Source organism: Rickettsia australis str. Phillips, assembly GCF_000273745.1.
Classification (GTDB): domain Bacteria; phylum Pseudomonadota; class Alphaproteobacteria; order Rickettsiales; family Rickettsiaceae; genus Rickettsia; species Rickettsia australis.
On sequence record NZ_AKVZ01000027.1, the window covers coordinates 22,810 to 41,817 of the forward strand.

The following is a 19,008-nucleotide window of genomic DNA, read 5'->3' on the forward strand; positions in this document are numbered from 1 at the left end:
AAATAATATAAAAATCTTTGATAAAGTCAATTTATTTTTAGTATTTTCTGTATATCAATTTCTATTTCTTGCTCATTTTTACTTCCATTAACTATATAAAAATTACCACTACTATTCTTATAATAATCTATTAACGGATATGTTTCTGTTTTATATACTTCAATTCTTTTTTGTATTACTCCTTCATTATCGTCTTTTCTATAATCAAATGTACTGGAACCGCAAACATCACATACATTATCAGTTTTAGGCTGCAAGAAGTAACTATTGTATATTTTACTGCAATTTTTACAACTATATCTTCCTAAAACTCTTTTAATTAATAATTCATCTGAAACATCAAAATATATTATTTTAATTTTTTCTTTAATAAATGATTCAAAGAATTTTGCTTGCTCTAAATTACGTGGATATCCATCTAATATATAGCCGTTTTTATATTCAGAGGATAATAAAAAATTTTTGATTACTTGATTAACTATTTCATTAGGGACAAGCTTCCCTTGCTTAACATAATTATTAATTAATTCTGCTTCACTAGTTGATGTTTTAATAATTGTTCTAAATATATCACCGAGTGCTATATGTGGTAAATTAATTTTTTTAGCTACCTTTTTTCCTTGTGTTCCCTTTCCAGCTCCTGGAGGACCTAAAAAAATTACTATCACTATTTAATCTCATTTTTAATTTTTTAATTTTACTTTCTTCATTAAACCCTCATACTTACTACTAAATAAGTAAGTTTGGATCTGAGTCATAGTATCAAGTACCACGTTCACTACAATTAAAAAACTTGTACCTCCTAAAGAAAGAGAGATTACATACTTATTCATTAATAGCTCCGGAATTACACATATTACACTTAAATATATACCACCTATAACAGTAAGCCTTGTAAGTATATAATCAAAATAATCAGACGTATTTTTCCCTGGTCTTTTACCAGGAATATAAGCACCATATTTTCTTAAATTATTAGCAGTGTCTTCAGAATTAAATACTATTGCAGTATAAAAAAAACTAAAAAACATAATTAATGCTACATATAATAAAATATATACAGGTTTTCCATGCCCTAAGTAATAAGTAAGCATGCCCATAGTTTCTGAATGACTATTAGAAAAATTAGCAAGCGTAGCAGGAAATAGCAAAATTGAACTAGCAAATATTGGAGGTATCACACCAGAAGTATTTAATTTAAGAGGCATATGCGTTGCTTCTCCTCCATAAATTTTATTTCCTACTTGTCTTTTAGGATACTGCACCAATAATTTTCTTTGGGCTTTTTCAAAAAAAATAATTATAGCTATTAATACAACTACTCCAATACAAACAGCTATCGCTATTAAAGACGATAATGCGCCTTTTCTTGATAATTCAAACATACTAATAATAGCACTAGGTACTCCTGAAATTATACCTATAAATATAATTAAAGATGTACCGTTACCTATTCCGCGTTGTGTAATTTGTTCTCCTAACCACATTAATAGCATAGTACCTACAACCAAAGTAATTACGGTTGTAACCCTAAAGAAAAAACCCGCTAAAATTACTACAGAACCGGTATTTGTTACAATCGACTCTAAACTTATAGCAACTCCATAAGCCTGAAAAGAAGCAAGCAGAACCGTTAAATATCTTGATAGCTGATTTACTTTTCTTTTACCAACTTCACCTTCTTTTTTTAAATTTTCTAAAGGCTTGTAGGCAACTGATATTAATTGGATAATAATTGAGGCGGTAATATACGGCATAATTGCTAAAGCAAAAATAGACATTCTACCTAGCGATCCTCCGGACAGCATGTTGAACATTCCTAGTATTCCAGATTGATTCTTTTCAGCCACACTACTTAAAGCAATTGAATCTATACCAGGTATAGGTATAAAGGACCCAAATCTACATACTATAAGAATGAGCATAGTAAAAATAATACGACTAACTAAATCATTACCAGATCTTTTAGAAAAATTCTGCCCCATATATTATAATAATTTTCCACCTGCTTTCTTGATTAAATCCTTAGCTTTAGAAGAATAAGCATCTAATTTTAATGATAGAGGAGAAGCAAAATCATCACTACAAATAGATAATAACTTCACTAGATTTTTGTTATTAATTAATCCGACTTCTACCAATTTTTCTTTGGTAATAGTATCATCAGCACTTAAACGCCCATCGGTCAATGCTTCTTCAATATTATAAATGTTTATTATATTGTACTTTTTAGTTGAAATACAATTAAATCCTCTTTTAGGTAGTCTTTTGATCATAGGTGTTTGACCACCTTCAAAACCTTTTATTGCAACACCGGATCTAGATTTTTGACCTTTAATGCCTCTACCGCCAGTTTTTCCTTTACCGCTACCAATACCGCGTGCTATTCTTTTCTTATTTTTTTTAGCACCTATATTATTATACAATTCATTTAATTTCATTTAAAAACTCTAATTACATATTTTCTATTTTTAATAAATGCTTTACTTTTTTAACCATACCTTTGATTGCATTAGTATTTTCAAGAATAACGCTCTTATTAATTTTGTTTAAACCAAGCCCAACTAATGTCAATCGTTGATCATACTTACGACCTATAGCACTTTTAACTTGAGTAATCTTTATATTATTGATTTTATTATTCATAACTTCACCTTACTTAAGCAACATTATTCATTAACGTGAATATCAGAAGATTTTACAGATATTTCATTTACTTTTTTATCTCTTCTCATAGCAATAGATTTTGGTGATGCCAGTTTATTTAATGCATCAAATGTTGCAGAAATCATTGCGTAAACATTCGTTGAACCTATTGATTTAGCAACAATATCATGAACGCCTAAAGAATCAAAAATTGCTCTCATAGACCCGCCGGCTATAACGCCCGTACCTGCTTTAGCTCTTCTTAAAATCACTTTAGCAGCTCCACTTTTACCGACAACATCATGGTGAATAGTCCTATTTTGATATAACGGCACTTTCATCATTCTCTTTTTAGCAGCTTGTTTTGCTTTTCCTCGGGCTTCGTTTACTTCTTTAGCTTTTCCGTGTCCTGCTCCGACTCTGCCAGCTTTATCACCAACAACTACATAAGCAGAAAAAGCAAATCTTCTACCACCTTTTACTACTTTTGTAACTCTATTTACATCAACTAAAACTTCGCTTAAAGTCTCTTCATTTTTTTTAACTTTAGACATTACTACAACCTTATAACCTAAAACTTTATTTTCTCTCTAGCTGCATCAGCTAAAGCTTTTACAACACCGTGATACTTATATCCGCTTCTATCAAATACTACTTCTTTTATCCCTACAGAATCAGCTTTTTTTGCTATTTCTTTACCTACTTTGATAGCATTTTCAATATTACAATAAGATTTTTTTAATTTTTTTATTTTCTCATCTAAAGTTGAAGCAGCAGCAATCGTTATAGACTTAGAATCATCAATAATTTGTGCATATATATGTCTACCTGATTTAAATATCGATAATCTAACTCTATTAGATGTTTTAGATATTTTATGTCTTATTCTACTTCTTCTTTTTTCAAATTTTAGCTTAGCACTACGCATATTTAACTCTTAAATTTAATTTTTCTTACCTTCTTTACGCGGTATAAATTGATTTTCAAATTTAATCCCTTTTCCTTTATAAGGCTCAGGTGGTCTCTGTTTTATAATAATTGAGGCAAATTGTCCTAATTTTTCTTTATCTGTTCCCTCAAGAATAATAATATTTTGCTTAGGCACCTCTACTTTAATATCTGAAGGTATTTCAATTTTTGTATTATGGCTTTTAGCAAGCATTAAATTTAAATATTTACCTTTTACCATTGCTCTGTAACCGACTCCGTTAATTTCGAGTTTAAGCCTAAACCCTTCTTTAACGCCGGTAACCATATTTGATATTATGCTTCTTGCAGTACCCCACATAGCACGTGCATTTTTATTTGCGGCTAAAGGTTTTACTAAAAGCTTATTTTCTGCCAATGAAATTGCTATATTACCTTTAAAAGTTTTTGATAATTCGCCTTTAGGTCCGGATATTTTTACTTCTAAATCATTTAAACCAACTGTTACACCTTCAGGTATAGTAACCGGCAATTTTCCAATACGTGACATTTTTTTACCTTAAAATACTTTACAAATTACTTCGCCGCCGACATTTTTAATATGAGCTTCTCTATCAGACATAACACCGTAAGGAGTAGAAAGAATATATATACCCATATTATTATAATATCCTTTCAAAGCTTTAATAGCAGAATACACTCTTTTGCCAGGCTTTGATACTCTATGAATTTCGCATATAGAAGCATCACCGTTTACAGAGTATTTTAAAGCTACCTCAGTATAACTAATATTATTTTTTTGAGTAGTTACATAATCTTTTATATAACCTTCTTTTTGCAAAACATCTAAAATTGAAGTTTTAATTTTAGAACTAGGAAAAGAAACATTTATCAATTTGCTTTTATAAGCATTTCTAATTCTAGTTAACATATCTGCTACATTATCCGTCATTGACATATTATTTACCTATCGACTTTTACCAACTTGATTTAACTACACCGGGAACTAAACCTCTACCTATTAATTCCCTAAGCTTATTCCTCGATATACCGAATTTTCTTGTAACGCCTCTTGGTCTACCTGTAAGCTCACATCTATTTCTTATTCTAGTGGATGATGAATTTCTAGGTAATTGTGCAAGCGACATTACCAAAGCAAAACGCTCTTCTAATGAAATATTTTTATCATAAATTTTACTTTTTAATGCTGAACGTTTATTATGTAAACTTTGTGATTTTTTTTTCCTACTTTCGTTCTTTTTTATAGAACTTACTTTTGCCATTATATATACCCTAAAAATTAATTATAAAAAGGTAAATTAAACCCTGATAACAAAAACTTACTTTCTTTATCTGTTTTAGCAGATGTAACGATTGTAATATCCATACCCCTTATTGTATCGATTTTATCGTAATTAATTTCAGGAAAAACTATCTGCTCTTTTAATCCAAAAGTAAAATTCCCTTTACCATCAAAACTTTTATAAGAAAAACCACGAAACTCTTTAACACGAGGTAACGCAACAATTACTAGCCTTTCTAAAAAATCATACATTCTATCTTTACGTAATGTAACCTTGCAGCCTATTTTCATACTTTCGCGTAACTTAAAGGTTGCAATAGATTTTCTTGCTAACGTTACAACCGGCTTCTGACCTGAAATCAAAGTAAGATCATTTACCGCATTATTAATTACTTTAGAATCGGCTATCGCTTCCCCTACTCCCATATTTATAACAATTTTCTTAATTTGCGGTATTTCGTGCTTATTTTTATAAAAAAATTCTTTTTGTAAGTTTTCAATAATTTTTTGCTGATATAATTCTTTAAATCTTAACATTATTTACCTTCCTTACCGATAATTTCCCCTGATTTCTTTGCTACTCTAACCTTAGAGCCGTCTTCTAAAAATTTAAAAGCTACTTTGGTAGGGTTACCGGTTTTTGGATCGATATGTGCAATATTTGAGATATGTATAGGTAATTCTTTAATTATTATCCCACCTCCACTCATTTGATTAGGTTTAGTATGCTTTTTTACTAAATTTACTCCAGAAACAATTACTTTACTATCCTCAGGAAAAACTTTTAATATTTTACCTTTTTTTCCTTTGTGCTTTCCGGTAATAACAACAACTTCATCACCTTTTTTTACTTTTAATTTAATCATTTATAACACTTCCTCTGCAAGCGACATTATTCTAACATATTTTTTCGTTCTAAGTTCTCTTGTAACAGGACCGAAAACTCTAGTACCGATAGGTTCATCTTGTTTATTCAAAAGCACTAATGCGTTTTTATCAAATTTTATTGTACTACCATCAGGTCTTACTACTCCGGTCTTTGTACGAACAATCACGCCTTTATAAACATCACCCTTTTTAACCTTACCGCCAGGTATAGCTTCTTTAACAGATACAACTATAACATCACCCAGCTTTGCCACCATATGGTGAGAACCACCTAAAACTTTAATACACATAACTTTTTTAGCACCGGAATTATCTGCAACTTCCAAGATGCTCTGCATTTGAATCATAAACTACTTCCAATTTTTTATACACGAAAGATAAAATAAACAATCTACCTTATAAAGTCAAAAACTAAAAAACTTTATTCCCCATTTACCACTATCCATGTTTTGGTTTTTGAAATAGGACGATTTTCAATTATACTAACTTTATCTCCTTCTTGATATTTATTTTCTGAATCATGAGCAGCATATTTTTTAGATACTTTCACGAATTTTTTATAAATAGGATGCTTAAACTTTCTTTCTACTTTTACTGTAACCGTTTTATCAGCTTTTGAACTTATAACCACGCCTTGTAACACTCTTTTCGGCATTTTAATATTCCTCACTATTAGATCTTTTTGTTAATTCAGTTTTAATACGTGCTATAGACTTTTTGACTAACGAAAACCTACTAATATTTTTTAACTCACCTAAAGCTTGTTGAAATCTTAAATTAAACAATTCTTTTTTTAAAAGATTAAGGTTTTTATAAAGCTCTTCTATTGTTTCAGTAGATAACTTACTTCTTAATAATTTTAAATCATTCATAACGTCTCACTATCCTTGTTCTAACAGGTAATTTTGCACTTGCAAGCTCCAAAGCTCTAAGTGCAATATTTTCTTCTACCCCTTCAATTTCAAACATAATCCTTCCAGGCGAAACTCTAACTGCAAAAAATTCAGTAGAACCTTTACCTTTACCCATTCTTACTTCAGCAGGCTTTTTAGAAACGGGAACATCTGGAAAAATGCGAATCCATAATCTTCCTTGCCTTTTCATACATCTAGTAGCAGCTTTTCTCCCTGCTTCTATTTGTCTTGCAGTAACACGCCAACCATCTATAGATTTTAGACCAAATGATCCAAAAGCAAGCGCCGTACCTGATTTTGCTTTTGAAGCAACTCTACCTTTATGAGCTTTTCTAAATTTTTGTTTTTTCGGAGCTAACATTTTAATACTTAAAATTAATTATATCTTTTATTTTCTGTATATTCACCTTTATAAATCCACACTTTAACCCCTATAACTCCATAAGTAGTTATAGCCTCAGCTGTTGAATAATCAATATCAGCTCTTAAAGTATGTAACGGCATTCTTCCTTCTATATACCACTCGGTTCTAGCAATTTCAGCACCTCCAAGTCGCCCTGAACAACTAACTCTTATACCTTGTCCACCTTGCTTAAATGAGGCCTGAATTGCTGTTTTCATAGCTTTTCTAAAAGAAACTCTTTTTTCAAGCTGTAATGCTACAGTTTGAGCTACTATAGCAGCATCTATATTAAATTTTCTAACTTCGTGGATATTTATATACACTTCTTTTAAAGAAGTCATTTTCTCGATAACTTTTTTTAGCTTATCAATTTCACTACCATTTCTACCGATAATAATATTTGGTTTCTTGGCATTAATATTAATTATAATACTTTTATTAGAAGGACGTTCAATTAAAACTCTGCTAACTTGAGCTTGATTAAAACCCTTATTTATTAAATCCCTAATTTTTAAATCTTGTATAAAAAGAGTTTTATAATGTTTTTCTGCATATAATACGGAATCCCAACCTTTAATTAAAGTCGGTCCAACTCTAAAACCATGTGCACAAACTTTCTGCCCCATTTTAATTATCCTCTTTTTCTGTAACAGTTATATAAAGATTACTAAAAAACTTATTTATTCTAGTTGCTCTTCCTTTTGCTCTTGGCATAACTCTTTTCATTACTAAAGCCTTACCTACAATCGCTTTAGTAATAACCAATCTATCTATATCTAGACCTAAATTATTTTCAGCATTTGCAACAGCAGATTGTAAACAATCTTTTACAACTTTTGCAATTCTTTTAGGAGAAAAAGTTAATTGTACCAGCGCTTCAGATACTTTCATATTTCTAATAAAGGCTGCAACTAAATTTAGCTTCCTTGGACTTACTCTAATAGATTTAGCTTTTGCCGTAGCAAAATTTTTATTTTCCTGTACCATATAAATCTTTACTTTCTTTTGACTTTTTTATCTGCTCCATGACCGTAAAATGTTCTAGTAGGAGCAAACTCACCTAATTTTCTTCCAACCATTTCTTCATTTACAAAAACCGGAATAAATTTATTACCATTATGAACAGAAAAAGTAAACCCTACAAAAATAGGCAAAATCGTTGATCTTCTAGACCAAGTTTTAATCATTTCAGATTTACCTGATTCCATTAATTTTTGAACTTTCTTTATTAAATAACCGTCTACAAAAGGCCCTTTCCATATTGAACGTGCCATACTAATACCTAATTAATTTAAAATCTATTTTCTTTTCTTTACGATAAATTTTGAAGTACGTTTATTTTTACGTGTCTTCTTACCCTTTGTTGGGAATCCCCAAGGAGTAACAGGATGGCGCCCTCCTGAAGTTTTACCTTCACCACCGCCATGAGGATGATCTACAGGATTCATTGCTACACCTCTAACATGTGGTCTCCAACCGAGCCACCTATTTCTACCTGCTTTGCCTAAATTAATATTTTTTTGATCCGAATTAGATATACTACCTATAGTAGCTTTACAATCTAAAGGTACTAACCTAAATTCACCTGATCTTAATTTAATCTGAGCATACCCTGAATCTTTACCCACTAGATCTACTGAAGTACCTGCAGACCTTGCAATTTGACCACCCTTACCTACTTTCATTTCAACATTATGTAAAATAGTACCGACAGGAATGAATTTTAAAGGTAAACAATTTCCTATTTTTATATCAGCATCTTGACTTGATATTACTCTATCACCTACAGATAATTTTTGCGGTGCTAGAATATAAGAATACTCCCCGTCTTCATATTTTATTAAAGCAATAAAAGCAGTTCTATTAGGGTCATACTCTATTCTTTCAACAATAGCAGAAATATCTATTTTATTTCTTTTAAAATCAATCATACGATATAATTTTTTATGTCCTCCACCTCTGTGCCAAGACGTAATTCTACCTTGATTATTCCGTCCACCGGTTTTAGATATACCTTTGGTCAAAGATTTTAAAGGTCTGCCTTTCCATAAACTAGTTTTATCAACTTGAACTAATTCTCTAAGAGAAGGAGTAATTGGATTAAAGTTTTTTAAAGCCATTTATTTAATTCCTCCGGCAAAATCGATATTATGGTCTTTTTCTAATGTAACAATAGCTTTCTTTCTATTGACTTGAGTCCCTATAATTCCTTTAAATATTTTCTTCTTACCTTTAACGTTTAAAATATTCACTTTTTTTACTTTTACTTTAAATATTTCTTCTATAGCCTTTTTAACGGTAAGTTTTCTAGCAAATTTATCTACATAAAAAGCGTATTTATTTTGTTCCGAAAGGGCAGTAGTTTTTTCTGTAATAATAGGTTTTCTAATTAAATCGTAGTATTTATAAAAACTCATCTTAACCTCTCTTCTAAAACGCTCACTGCTTCTTGTGATAATATGACATATTCATATCGTATTATATCATAAACATTTGCTCCTACTTGTGGAACAATCACAATATTATAAATATTTTTTGCAGCTAAAGAAAAATTAGTATCTACTTCATTGCCATCTATTACAAAGAAACTTTTCCCTTGGAATTTGCTTAATATATTTACAAGAGCAGAAGTTTTAGGCTGATCTAGCTTTAAAGAATCTATTACTAATAATTTCCCTTCAGCGAATTTCTCAGATAAAGCATGAATTAAACCAAGTTTTCGTACTTTTTTAGGTAATTTTGTTGCATGACTACGTACTCTAGGTCCGTGAGCTACACCACCACCACGCATCTGCACCGATCTAAGAGAGCCTTGTCTTGCATTACCTGTACCTTTTTGCTTAAAAGGTTTTTTTGTGGTTCCTGATACTTCTGATACTGTTTTAGTTTTATGATTACCGGACATTGCTTTAGCTCTCTGCCAATCAATAACCTGCTTTATTATATCATTTCTGATAAATTCAACAGCAAATATATCTTCATTTAAGCTAATCTCACCAACTTCTTCATTAGCAAGACTTAATATTTTAGTTTTCATCTTTATTTAACCTTATACAGTCTTATATAAAACTTTTATATAAATAATATTGCATGATGTTTTGTTAATTTGATAATCTTTAACCTCCACAAACATGTCTAAGAGGTTATCAGTAAACAAATTTTAACCGATAATTTAATTTTTTGTTGCTGTAAATCATACGATTTTTTTGAAATATGCATAATATTTCTGCAAAAATCTTATCAATTTTTGCTAAAAAAGCTCTTTAACTATTTAATTAAAATTCATTTACTGATAGCCTCTAAATATCTATTATACAATTATTGAAATCTTTTTTATTGCATCTTTTATTGAAAGATACGAATTTTTGTGACCAGGTATACTACCCTGAATCATAATAAGCTTACGCTCTTTATCAACGGCAAATATTTTCAAATTTTGAATAGTAACTTGGTGACATCCCATATGACCAGCCATTTTTTTGCCTTTGAAAACCTTCCCTGGATCTTGTCTTTGTCCTGTAGAACCATGCGAACGATGGGATATAGAAACACCGTGAGAAGCTTCAAGACCTCTAAAATTATGTCTTTTCATACTACCGGCAAACCCTTTACCTATAGTAGTTGCCGTTATATCCACAAATTGTCCGGCCATAAAATGATCTACTTCTAAATTTGCTGCTATATCAATAAAATTCTCTTCAGAAATTCTAAATTCTTTTAATTTAGTTTTAGGAGATATTTTAGCATTAGCAAAAACTTGCTTCATAGGCTTGGTTACTCTAGATATTTTCTTATCTTTTATACCTATAACCAAAGCATTATATCCATGTTTTTCTAGAGTTTTATGCCCTACTACTTGACAATCATCAACTTTTACTAATGTCAAAGAAATTCTTTCTCCTTTATCATTAAAAACACTAGTCATCCCAATTTTTTGAGCAATTATACCGGTTCTCATTTATTCCCCACTCTCTAATTCAATCACTACATCAACACCTGCTGCTAAATCAACTTTACTTAAAGCATCAACAACTGCCGGATTTGGATCATCTATAACTAATAATCTTTTATGCTTTCTAATTTCAAATTGCTCTCTTGACTTCTTATGTACATGAGGAGACCTATTGACGGTAAATCTTTCAATTTTTCTAGGTAAAGGAATAGGACCATTAATACTAGCAAATGTTCTTTTAACAGCACTAACTATCTCTTTTGTAGCTTGATCAAGACTACGGTGATCAAATGATTTTAAACGAATTTTGATTTTATTTTTCATTCAGTAAACCTAATATTTAAACAGCAAGATGTTTTTCAGACATCTTAAAATATAAATACCTATTATTAAAAAATAATAGGTATTTATAAAATCAATTAATTATTTATTTGAGTTACTACGCCGGCACCCACTGTTCTACCACCTTCACGTATAGAAAATTTCAACCCTTCCTGCATAGCAATTGGTTTAATTAATTCCACTGTAAAAGTAGCATTATCTCCAGGCATAACCATCTGCTTATCAGCAGGCAATTTTATTGTACCGGTAACGTCTGTTGTTCTAAAATAAAACTGCGGACGATAGTCATTAGTAAATGGTGTATGACGTCCACCCTCTTCTTTACTAAGCACATATACTTCAGCTTCAAACTGATCATGCGGTTTTATACTACCAGGTTTTGCAAGAACTTGTCCTCTTTCAACTTCTTCTCTTTTTGTACCACGTAGTAATATACCGACATTATCCCCGGCTTGTCCTTCATCAAGTAATTTCCTGAACATTTCTACACCGGTACAGGTAGTTTTTTGTGTATCTTTTAAACCGACTATTTCAATTTCCTCACCTGCCTTAATCATTCCTGACTCTACTCTACCGGTTACAACAGTACCTCTTCCTGAAATAGAGAATACATCTTCTATAGGCATTAAGAAAGGTTTATCAGTAGCTCTTACAGGATGCGGTATATAGCTATCTACTGCATCCATTAACTCATTAATAGCTTTTTCACCTTCAGGCTGTCCTTCTAAAGCTTGAAGTGCAGAACCTTTAATAATAGGTATTTCATCAGCCGGGAAGCCATATTGTGATAATAATTCCCTTACTTCCATCTCTACTAGTTCTAATAAATCAGGATCATCCACCATATCTACTTTATTTAAGAATACTACCATAGCAGGTACACCTACCTGTTTTGCTAGTAATATATGCTCCCTAGTTTGCGGCATAGGACCATCAGCAGCAGAAACTACTAATATTGCACCATCCATCTGAGCGGCACCGGTTATCATGTTCTTTACATAGTCAGCGTGTCCCGGACAATCTACGTGTGCATAGTGTCTATTTTTAGTCTCATATTCTACGTGTGCAGTAGAAATAGTTATACCTCTTTCTTTTTCTTCAGGAGCAGCATCAATTTGATCATACGCTGTAGCTTTTGCTCCACCTGTCTTAGCAAGTACTATAGTTATTGCTGCCGTTAAGGAAGTTTTACCGTGATCTACGTGACCGATCGTACCTATATTAACGTGCGGTTTAGTTCGTTCAAATTTTGCTTTTGCCATATTATTACTCTCTACAATTTTTTAGGTTTAATACATAGTTAATTTTTTATAAATGAATTTTTTTCTCAATTTATTTATTACCACTATCTCTGGAGCGGGTGATGGGAATCGAACCCACACAGCCAGCTTGGAAGGCTGGAACTCTACCATTGAGCTACACCCGCATTGTGCCACTATTAATAAAATAATTTCAAAGCTATTTTGTTAATAGTCCTATATCAATTTTATTCAGATTTATAAATGTACACAATTATGTTTTATTTTTAAATTAAACATATATACATGAAATCTTTTAAAATAAAATGACATGCTTCCCTGAACCATTTAAGTGGTGGAGGGAGAAGGATTCGAACCTTCGAACGCTTACGCGGGCAGATTTACAGTCTGCTGCCATTGACCACTCGGCCACCCCTCCTAAAGAACTTTACTGTATTAAATAGACTAATTCACTGTAAAATACAATATATAATTAGTATTAGGACTTAATAAAACTTCTTGCCGAATTATCAAATAAACAAGTAGCAGCTTGCACATTTATTTAGTTGTAACTTTCTATAATAAATAGTAGTTTCTGTCAAGAACAAATTACTGATGGTTTTCAATAAGATGCAAAATAAAAAACTTGATTCTAAAAATTGTTATTATATGTATGGGAAACATCCTGTATTTTCTGCTCTAAATAATCCAAAACGTCAAATTGAAAATATTTTATGCACTAGGGAAATTTTTGATACAAACAAAAAATTAATAGGTACTAGATCTTATGAAATTGTTAATAACGATATTTTATCTAAATTACTGGGACACCAAACACATCAAGGAATAGCTGCAAAAGTTAGACCAATTTTTTCTTACAATTTAGAGCACATAGATATAAAAAACCCAAAATGTAAAATTGCGATTCTTGATCAAATAACAGACACACAAAATATTGGAGCAATTATTCGTAGTGCCGCTGCTTTTGATATAAATGCTATAATATTACCTCAAGATAATTCTCCGAATGAAAGCGGAGGCATTGCTAAAGCGGCTTGCGGTACTTTAGAATTAATATCTATAATTAAAGTTACTAACTTACGCTCATGTATGAATTATCTTAAAAAACACGGCTTTTGGATTATAGGTCTAACCGGTTCTGCAAATGATGACTTTACCGATAAATTAATTTCAGACAAAATGGCATTAGTATTTGGCTCAGAAGATAAAGGCATGCGAAGATTAATCGAAGAAACATGTGATTATTTAGCCAAAATCCCTATTTCTAGGAGAGTTGAAAGTCTTAATGTATCAAATGCCGCTTCTATAATTTTTCATTCATTACATCAATAATATTTTTAAATCAAATATTGTTTTTTATTTACTTCGATATAAATATTTAGTCTACTAAAATTAAAGTCATAAACTTTTATTATATCAATTAATGTGAGAGCAAAGTCATGAAAAGGGGACCAAATAAACAAATTATCGAGAGTTTTGAAAAGCAATTAGACATATTTATAAATGAACTTACAGAAGAAGAGATAACAACGGCTATATTAAATAATTTTTTTGATAAAGTGATCAATAACCTCAAAAATGAAAGATTCATTAATGATACTATATTTGATATATATCAAGGTAAAGCAGTAATTACTAAAGCTATATATTCCGATTACATGGAATCTTCTGAACCTAAATATAACGAACATTGGCAAAAATTTTATAGTTTTAATCGTAATCTTATGATAAAAAGCACATTAATATTTATTGCTAAGAATCTAAACAAAGCTTCTTTAACAGACAAATTATACTATAGCTTTGCTAAATTAGCCCAGCAATTAGACTTGAATGTAGTAAGTGATCATTTTATGAAAAAAATAGATAATTATATAACATTTAACAATTTATGAAAAATTACAGAACCGAAAGCGATTCTTTTGGAGAAATTCAAATAGAAGAAAAATTTTATTGGGGAGCTCAAACTCAAAGATCTTTAGAAAATTTTAAAATAGGCAAACAAAAAATGCCTGAAATTTTAATTCGTGCTCTTGCTATTTTAAAAAAATGTGCAGCACAGGTTAATTATGAGTTTGGTGATTTAGACGCTAAAATAGCTACAAGTATCGATAAAGCTACAGATAGAATCTTAGAAGGCGAATTTGAGGATAATTTTCCTTTAGTAGTTTGGCAAACAGGTTCAGGTACGCAAACAAACATGAATATGAACGAGGTTATTGCCTCTATTGCTAATGAAGAATTAACAAGCAAGAAAGGCGGCAAATCTCCAGTACATCCTAACGATCATGTTAATAAAGGACAATCATCCAACGACTCTTTTCCAACCGCTATGCACATAGCAACCGTACTTGCAACTAAACAACAACTTATACCGGCTTTGAATAATTTACTTACCGCTTTGCAAGACAAGTCAAAAGATTGGGATAAAATCATAAAAATAGGACGAACCCACTTGCAGGACGCAACTCCTTTAACTCTTAAACAGGAATTCTCCGGATATATTACACAAATAGAGTATGCTTTAGAACGCATAGGAGATGCACTAAAAAAAGTCTATCTACTTGCTCAAGGTGGAACGGCAGTCGGCACAGGTATTAACTCAAAAATAGGCTTTGATATAAAATTTGCTGAGAAAGTGGCAGAGTTTACTAAACAACCCTTTAAGACTGCTCCTAATAAATTTGAAAGTCTAGCTGCCCACGACGCACTAGTAGCATTTTCAGGCACTCTTAATACTATAGCAGTTAGCTTAATGAAAATAGCAAATGATATAAGGTTACTTGGGTCAGGTCCAAGATGCGGTCTTGGTGAGCTGCATTTACCAGAAAACGAACCCGGTTCTTCGATTATGCCTGGTAAAGTAAACCCTACCCAAGTCGAAGCTTTAACAATGGTGTGCAGTCAGGTAATGGGAAATCATGTTACGGTTACTATTGCCGGCTCTAACGGACATCTTGAACTTAACGTCTTTAAACCTGTAATAATATACAATATCCTACAATCTATAGAGCTGTTATCCGATAGCGTAAATAGCTTTGTTACTCACTGTGTTAAAGGCTTAGAACCTAATATAGCACGCATTAATGATTTACGTGATAAATCGCTAATGCTTGTTACGGCTCTTAATCCGCATATAGGCTATGATAATGCCGCAAAAATTGCTAAAGAAGCTCATAAGCATGGGAGTACTCTAAAAGAAGCAGCTAAAAAACTCAATCTTTTATCGGAAGAAGATTTTGATAAAATAGTAGTTCCTGAAAAAATGGTTGGATAACCTTAGGTTTTATATAAAAATATAAATTTAAACTATTAATGTTACTACACAAAATCTTATAAATAGGCTATTATTAAATTAGTTTATTTATTATATTACCTATGTGAAACAAAATTTATCTAATCAAATTAACCTACTAGAAACAAAAACTTATTTTTCCTATCTAATACAGCGTGTTACAAGACGGCGAACAAATTACTATTTGTAAGGCATTATACGCCGGTTGCAAAAATTATACCTATAACTTAAAAACCTAAAAGAGATAATATAGTAGAGCAAATAAGATAATTCAGCAAAGGTAATACATTGGCTCCTTATACTATTAAAGAGCTTCGAGGTGAAGGTAGAAGATGAGTTCTAAACCATTTATAGCCGATTGCTCCATAACTGCTTCATGGTTCTTTATGATGAACGTGATGAATATTCCGACTTTACATGAGATTATTGTTATAAATTTAGAGCAGTAGTACCATTTCTTTGGAAATTTGAAGTAACTAATACAATATTAATAGCAGCAAAACGTGCTAGAATAACTTCAGCAAAAATTATTAAAACTATAGATTTTTTAAACTCCTTACCCATCAATATATCAAATTTTGATTTTCCTATGTACAAAATTATGAATACTGCAAGAACCAATAATCTTACTTCATACTATGCAACTTATTTGTTAACTGCCATGCATGAAGGGCTCCCTGTGGCTAATAATAATAAAGCATTAATCAAAGCTTGTCATAATAACGGCGTTCCATTATTAAAATAACATAATCCACATTTTTTATAAAATACTGTGGAAATTTTAAGGCTGTGTGAAAAAATTTAATTATTTATATTGTGAGATATTTTTGAGCAAAAATTAATAAGATTTTTGCAGCAAATAGCTATTCCTATTTCAAAAAAATCTCATAATTTGCAGCCAAAAAGAACAAAAATATATTAATTAAATTTTTCTTCACACAGCCTTAAAATTTTATTATACTTGAACATAATTATATAAATATAAAGATTATTATGGTTTTAAATATAAAAGCTCCTGAAAATATAGTATTAAAGCCAACAATTACGGTTTTCGGTGTAGGAGGTGCAGGTAGTAATGCAGTAAATAATATGATTAGTGCTAATCTGCAAGGTGCTAATTTTGTAGTAGCTAATACCGATGCTCAATCGCTTGAACATTCTTTATGCACGAACAAAATACAACTCGGTGTTTCTACGACTAGAGGTCTTGGGGCAGGAGCTTCTCCTGAGGTTGGAGCACTTGCTGCTCAAGAATCAGAAAGCGAAATTCGTAGTTACTTAGAAAATAGCAATATGGTATTTATTACAGCAGGTATGGGTGGTGGTACAGGTACCGGTTCTGCACCGGTTATTGCACGCATTGCTAAAGAACTAGGCATCCTTACGGTTGGGGTAGTCACTAAACCTTTCCATTTTGAAGGCGGTCATCGTATGAAAACTGCCGATAAAGGACTTATTGACCTACAGCAATTCGTTGATACTTTAATTGTAATACCGAACCAAAATCTATTCCGTATTGCTAATGAACAAACGACGTTTGCCGATGCTTTCAAAATGGCAGATGATGTATTACATGCAGGTGTTAGAGGAGTAACGGATTTAATGATTATGCCGGGACTTATTAATCTTGATTTTGCCGACATTAAAGCAGTAATGAGCGAAATGGGTAAAGCAATGATGGGTACGGGTGAAGCTAGCGGCGAAGATAGAGCTATTAAAGCAGCAGAATCTGCAATTTCAAATCCGCTGCTAGATCATAGCTCAATGTGCGGTGCACGAGGTGTATTAATCAATATTACTGGCGGTTCCGACATGACCTTATTTGAAGTTGACAACGCTGCTAATAGAATTAGAGAAGAAGTAGATAACCTTGATGCTAATATTATTTTCGGTTCAACATTTAATCCAGAATTAAAAGGAATTATCCGAGTATCGGTTGTTGCTACCGGTATTGATGCCGATAAAGTACCGACATATAAACCCGCAATAGCTGAAACTACCAATATAGTTCCTGAAGAAACTCATAATGAAGCTATAGTACAACCTACACAAATAGAAGAAATTCCTGATTTTAACAGCTACAGTACCGAAAATATTGCAATTACCGACTCTCCAATAAATCAAAATTTTATCGGAAATGAAAAAGAACTAGGGTTATATGTAAATACTTTTAACAAATCTGAAGATGACGCACCAAAACCATCATTTTTAGGAAAAATATGGGGTTCTCTGCGTGCTTCAAATAATCAAACTTTAGAACGCAAAAACATTGTTGTTAATACTCTAGATCAAGATAATAAAGAGTCGGATATTCATGACATACCGGCTTTCTTAAGAAAGAAAAGGGATTAGATTAGAAAATGAACATAATTTCGAACAGCATAAAAAAGAATTATTAGAAATAACTAAAAATTTTCCTGCAGATATTGCATCACTAATAAATTATGTCGATAAAACATTTAAATGTCATATTCATGATTTATCTTTATCGTATCAAAAAGATTTAAAGTTTTTTATAGCAAAAAGCTTTGCAAATCAAATTGATACTTGTAACTAAAGAACATGCTCAAAATTTTGTACAAGAGTTACAAGAGCTGTGGGAAGATTTATTTGAAGAGATATTAGAAGATAAGCCTGTATATAGTTATAGTTTAGATATTGATGGAGTAACATACTATGCCGAATTAGATTTTACCAAATTAAATCAAAATAATATGCTGAATACAAGAGTTAGCGAAAACTTTCTTAATTTTAATTTAATAGAAACGCTACCTAACTTTTCTAGTGACAAACAAAAATATAAGGCTGAACTAACCTTTACGGAACTAAAACAAAATAATTTTCAAACTATTCTTATTTCAAATATACAAAATAATCACAATAATTACATATTATTGCTAAAATTATAAACCTTGAAGAACAAGTTACCATAGATGTATTAAACAATTTATTATTAGGTGCTAATAAATAAATGTAATTTTTTTGAATCCAATAACGGATCAGAAATATATTTTAGATTACCTAATAATGAAAAGCTTGCCATGAAAGTTTTCAGTTTAAATAATCAGCCTATATTAAAGAA

31 protein-coding genes, 2 tRNA genes and 1 pseudogene are annotated in these 19,008 nt (G+C 31.2%); 7 read left to right on the plus strand and 27 right to left on the minus strand.

Annotated features, from left to right (window positions below; all coding sequences use genetic code 11):
- Positions 1-26: 26 nt before the first annotated feature.
- The 26 genes from A452_RS0104755 to A452_RS0104880 form a co-directional block, all read right to left on the minus strand.
- The gene (locus tag A452_RS0104755; RefSeq protein WP_014412468.1) at positions 27-668 is read right to left on the minus strand and encodes an adenylate kinase; all 642 of its coding nucleotides are present in this window, start codon (positions 666-668) and stop codon (positions 27-29) included.
- A 15-nt stretch (positions 669-683) separates the two neighbouring features.
- Positions 684-1,985 (minus strand): preprotein translocase subunit SecY, encoded by a 1,302-nt coding sequence (gene secY, locus A452_RS0104760; RefSeq protein WP_014412467.1) that lies wholly within the window; start codon positions 1,983-1,985, stop codon positions 684-686.
- Positions 1,986-1,988: 3 nt separating this feature from the next.
- Complete coding sequence (rplO, locus tag A452_RS0104765; protein ID WP_014412466.1) at positions 1,989-2,441, minus strand: 50S ribosomal protein L15; 453 nt, start codon at positions 2,439-2,441, stop codon at positions 1,989-1,991.
- A 13-nt stretch (positions 2,442-2,454) separates the two neighbouring features.
- A complete protein-coding gene (gene rpmD, locus A452_RS0104770) occupies positions 2,455-2,646 on the minus strand; it encodes a 50S ribosomal protein L30 (protein ID WP_014412465.1) in 192 nt (63 codons plus the stop codon).
- A 23-nt stretch (positions 2,647-2,669) separates the two neighbouring features.
- Complete coding sequence (gene rpsE / locus A452_RS0104775) at positions 2,670-3,200, minus strand: 30S ribosomal protein S5 (protein WP_014412464.1); 531 nt, start codon at positions 3,198-3,200, stop codon at positions 2,670-2,672.
- Positions 3,201-3,217: 17 nt separating this feature from the next.
- On the minus strand, positions 3,218-3,574 hold the full coding sequence (gene rplR, locus A452_RS0104780; protein WP_014412463.1) for a 50S ribosomal protein L18: 357 nt from the start codon (positions 3,572-3,574) through the stop codon (positions 3,218-3,220).
- Positions 3,575-3,589: 15 nt separating this feature from the next.
- Positions 3,590-4,123 (minus strand): 50S ribosomal protein L6, encoded by a 534-nt coding sequence (gene rplF, locus A452_RS0104785; protein WP_014412462.1) that lies wholly within the window; start codon positions 4,121-4,123, stop codon positions 3,590-3,592.
- Between the two features lie 9 nt (positions 4,124-4,132).
- Positions 4,133-4,531: a 30S ribosomal protein S8 gene (rpsH, locus tag A452_RS0104790; protein WP_014412461.1), complete on the minus strand. Its 399-nt coding sequence runs from the start codon at positions 4,529-4,531 to the stop codon at positions 4,133-4,135.
- 19 nt (positions 4,532-4,550) lie between these two features.
- Entirely contained in the window at positions 4,551-4,856 is a 306-nt protein-coding gene (rpsN, locus tag A452_RS0104795; RefSeq protein ID WP_014412460.1) for a 30S ribosomal protein S14, read from the minus strand.
- A gap of 17 nt (positions 4,857-4,873) precedes the next feature.
- Positions 4,874-5,413, minus strand: a complete 540-nt coding sequence (gene rplE, locus A452_RS0104800) for a 50S ribosomal protein L5 (RefSeq protein WP_014412459.1) — start codon at positions 5,411-5,413, stop codon at positions 4,874-4,876.
- A complete protein-coding gene (gene rplX / locus A452_RS0104805; RefSeq protein ID WP_014412458.1) occupies positions 5,413-5,742 on the minus strand; it encodes a 50S ribosomal protein L24 in 330 nt (109 codons plus the stop codon). Before rplX ends, rplE begins: the two co-directional genes overlap by 1 nt.
- Entirely contained in the window at positions 5,743-6,111 is a 369-nt protein-coding gene (rplN, locus tag A452_RS0104810; RefSeq protein ID WP_014412457.1) for a 50S ribosomal protein L14, read from the minus strand.
- A gap of 74 nt (positions 6,112-6,185) precedes the next feature.
- Positions 6,186-6,419: a 30S ribosomal protein S17 gene (gene rpsQ / locus A452_RS0104815; protein ID WP_014412456.1), complete on the minus strand. Its 234-nt coding sequence runs from the start codon at positions 6,417-6,419 to the stop codon at positions 6,186-6,188.
- 1 nt (position 6,420) lies between these two features.
- Positions 6,421-6,636: a 50S ribosomal protein L29 gene (gene rpmC / locus A452_RS0104820; protein ID WP_014412455.1), complete on the minus strand. Its 216-nt coding sequence runs from the start codon at positions 6,634-6,636 to the stop codon at positions 6,421-6,423.
- Positions 6,629-7,039, minus strand: coding sequence for a 50S ribosomal protein L16 (rplP, locus tag A452_RS0104825; RefSeq protein ID WP_014412454.1), 411 nt, complete (start codon positions 7,037-7,039; stop codon positions 6,629-6,631). Before rplP ends, rpmC begins: the two co-directional genes overlap by 8 nt.
- A gap of 14 nt (positions 7,040-7,053) precedes the next feature.
- On the minus strand, positions 7,054-7,707 hold the full coding sequence (gene rpsC, locus A452_RS0104830) for a 30S ribosomal protein S3 (RefSeq protein WP_014412453.1): 654 nt from the start codon (positions 7,705-7,707) through the stop codon (positions 7,054-7,056).
- Position 7,708: 1 nt separating this feature from the next.
- Positions 7,709-8,068, minus strand: coding sequence for a 50S ribosomal protein L22 (gene rplV, locus A452_RS0104835; protein ID WP_014412452.1), 360 nt, complete (start codon positions 8,066-8,068; stop codon positions 7,709-7,711).
- Between the two features lie 8 nt (positions 8,069-8,076).
- Positions 8,077-8,355, minus strand: a complete 279-nt coding sequence (rpsS, locus tag A452_RS0104840; protein ID WP_014412451.1) for a 30S ribosomal protein S19 — start codon at positions 8,353-8,355, stop codon at positions 8,077-8,079.
- 24 nt (positions 8,356-8,379) lie between these two features.
- On the minus strand, positions 8,380-9,201 hold the full coding sequence (rplB, locus tag A452_RS0104845; RefSeq protein ID WP_014412450.1) for a 50S ribosomal protein L2: 822 nt from the start codon (positions 9,199-9,201) through the stop codon (positions 8,380-8,382).
- Complete coding sequence (gene rplW, locus A452_RS0104850) at positions 9,202-9,498, minus strand: 50S ribosomal protein L23 (RefSeq protein WP_014412449.1); 297 nt, start codon at positions 9,496-9,498, stop codon at positions 9,202-9,204.
- Positions 9,495-10,118 (minus strand): 50S ribosomal protein L4, encoded by a 624-nt coding sequence (gene rplD / locus A452_RS0104855; protein WP_014412448.1) that lies wholly within the window; start codon positions 10,116-10,118, stop codon positions 9,495-9,497. The genes rplW and rplD overlap by 4 nt, the downstream gene beginning before the upstream one ends.
- 273 nt (positions 10,119-10,391) lie before the next feature.
- The gene (rplC, locus tag A452_RS0104860) at positions 10,392-11,039 is read right to left on the minus strand and encodes a 50S ribosomal protein L3 (protein WP_014412447.1); all 648 of its coding nucleotides are present in this window, start codon (positions 11,037-11,039) and stop codon (positions 10,392-10,394) included.
- On the minus strand, positions 11,040-11,357 hold the full coding sequence (gene rpsJ / locus A452_RS0104865; RefSeq protein ID WP_014412446.1) for a 30S ribosomal protein S10: 318 nt from the start codon (positions 11,355-11,357) through the stop codon (positions 11,040-11,042).
- A gap of 95 nt (positions 11,358-11,452) precedes the next feature.
- Positions 11,453-12,637, minus strand: coding sequence for an elongation factor Tu (tuf, locus tag A452_RS0104870; protein WP_014412445.1), 1,185 nt, complete (start codon positions 12,635-12,637; stop codon positions 11,453-11,455).
- 90 nt (positions 12,638-12,727) lie between these two features.
- A tRNA-Gly gene (locus A452_RS0104875) sits at positions 12,728-12,801 on the minus strand.
- Between the two features lie 165 nt (positions 12,802-12,966).
- A tRNA-Tyr gene (locus A452_RS0104880) sits at positions 12,967-13,052 on the minus strand.
- A 191-nt stretch (positions 13,053-13,243) separates the two neighbouring features.
- Here A452_RS0104880 and rlmB point away from each other — a divergent pair.
- The 4 genes and pseudogenes from rlmB to A452_RS12840 all read left to right on the plus strand — a co-directional run bounded on the left by rlmB (position 13,244) and on the right by A452_RS12840 (position 16,262).
- Positions 13,244-13,966 (plus strand): 23S rRNA (guanosine(2251)-2'-O)-methyltransferase RlmB, encoded by a 723-nt coding sequence (gene rlmB, locus A452_RS0104885; protein WP_014412444.1) that lies wholly within the window; start codon positions 13,244-13,246, stop codon positions 13,964-13,966.
- Between the two features lie 107 nt (positions 13,967-14,073).
- On the plus strand, positions 14,074-14,526 hold the full coding sequence (locus A452_RS0104890) for a hypothetical protein (RefSeq protein WP_014412443.1): 453 nt from the start codon (positions 14,074-14,076) through the stop codon (positions 14,524-14,526).
- Positions 14,523-15,908 carry a class II fumarate hydratase gene (fumC, locus tag A452_RS0104895; RefSeq protein ID WP_014412442.1) on the plus strand — a complete coding sequence of 462 codons (1,386 nt, stop codon included), beginning with the start codon at positions 14,523-14,525 and terminating at the stop codon, positions 15,906-15,908. Before A452_RS0104890 ends, fumC begins: the two co-directional genes overlap by 4 nt.
- Before the next feature lie 103 nt (positions 15,909-16,011).
- Positions 16,012-16,262: pseudogene (locus A452_RS12840) on the plus strand (type II toxin-antitoxin system Phd/YefM family antitoxin).
- A gap of 93 nt (positions 16,263-16,355) precedes the next feature.
- Here A452_RS12840 and A452_RS12105 read toward each other — a convergent pair.
- Entirely contained in the window at positions 16,356-16,523 is a 168-nt protein-coding gene (locus tag A452_RS12105; protein ID WP_017208608.1) for a hypothetical protein, read from the minus strand.
- Between the two features lie 4 nt (positions 16,524-16,527).
- Here A452_RS12105 and A452_RS12110 point away from each other — a divergent pair, with 4 nt between their 5' ends.
- From A452_RS12110 to A452_RS12115, 3 genes are all read left to right on the plus strand, one after another.
- Complete coding sequence (locus A452_RS12110; protein WP_231289997.1) at positions 16,528-16,671, plus strand: PIN domain-containing protein; 144 nt, start codon at positions 16,528-16,530, stop codon at positions 16,669-16,671.
- Between the two features lie 248 nt (positions 16,672-16,919).
- A complete protein-coding gene (gene ftsZ, locus A452_RS0104910) occupies positions 16,920-18,278 on the plus strand; it encodes a cell division protein FtsZ (protein WP_014412440.1) in 1,359 nt (452 codons plus the stop codon).
- A 188-nt stretch (positions 18,279-18,466) separates the two neighbouring features.
- The gene (locus tag A452_RS12115; RefSeq protein ID WP_014412439.1) at positions 18,467-18,835 is read left to right on the plus strand and encodes a hypothetical protein; all 369 of its coding nucleotides are present in this window, start codon (positions 18,467-18,469) and stop codon (positions 18,833-18,835) included.
- Positions 18,836-19,008 lie beyond the last annotated feature (173 nt).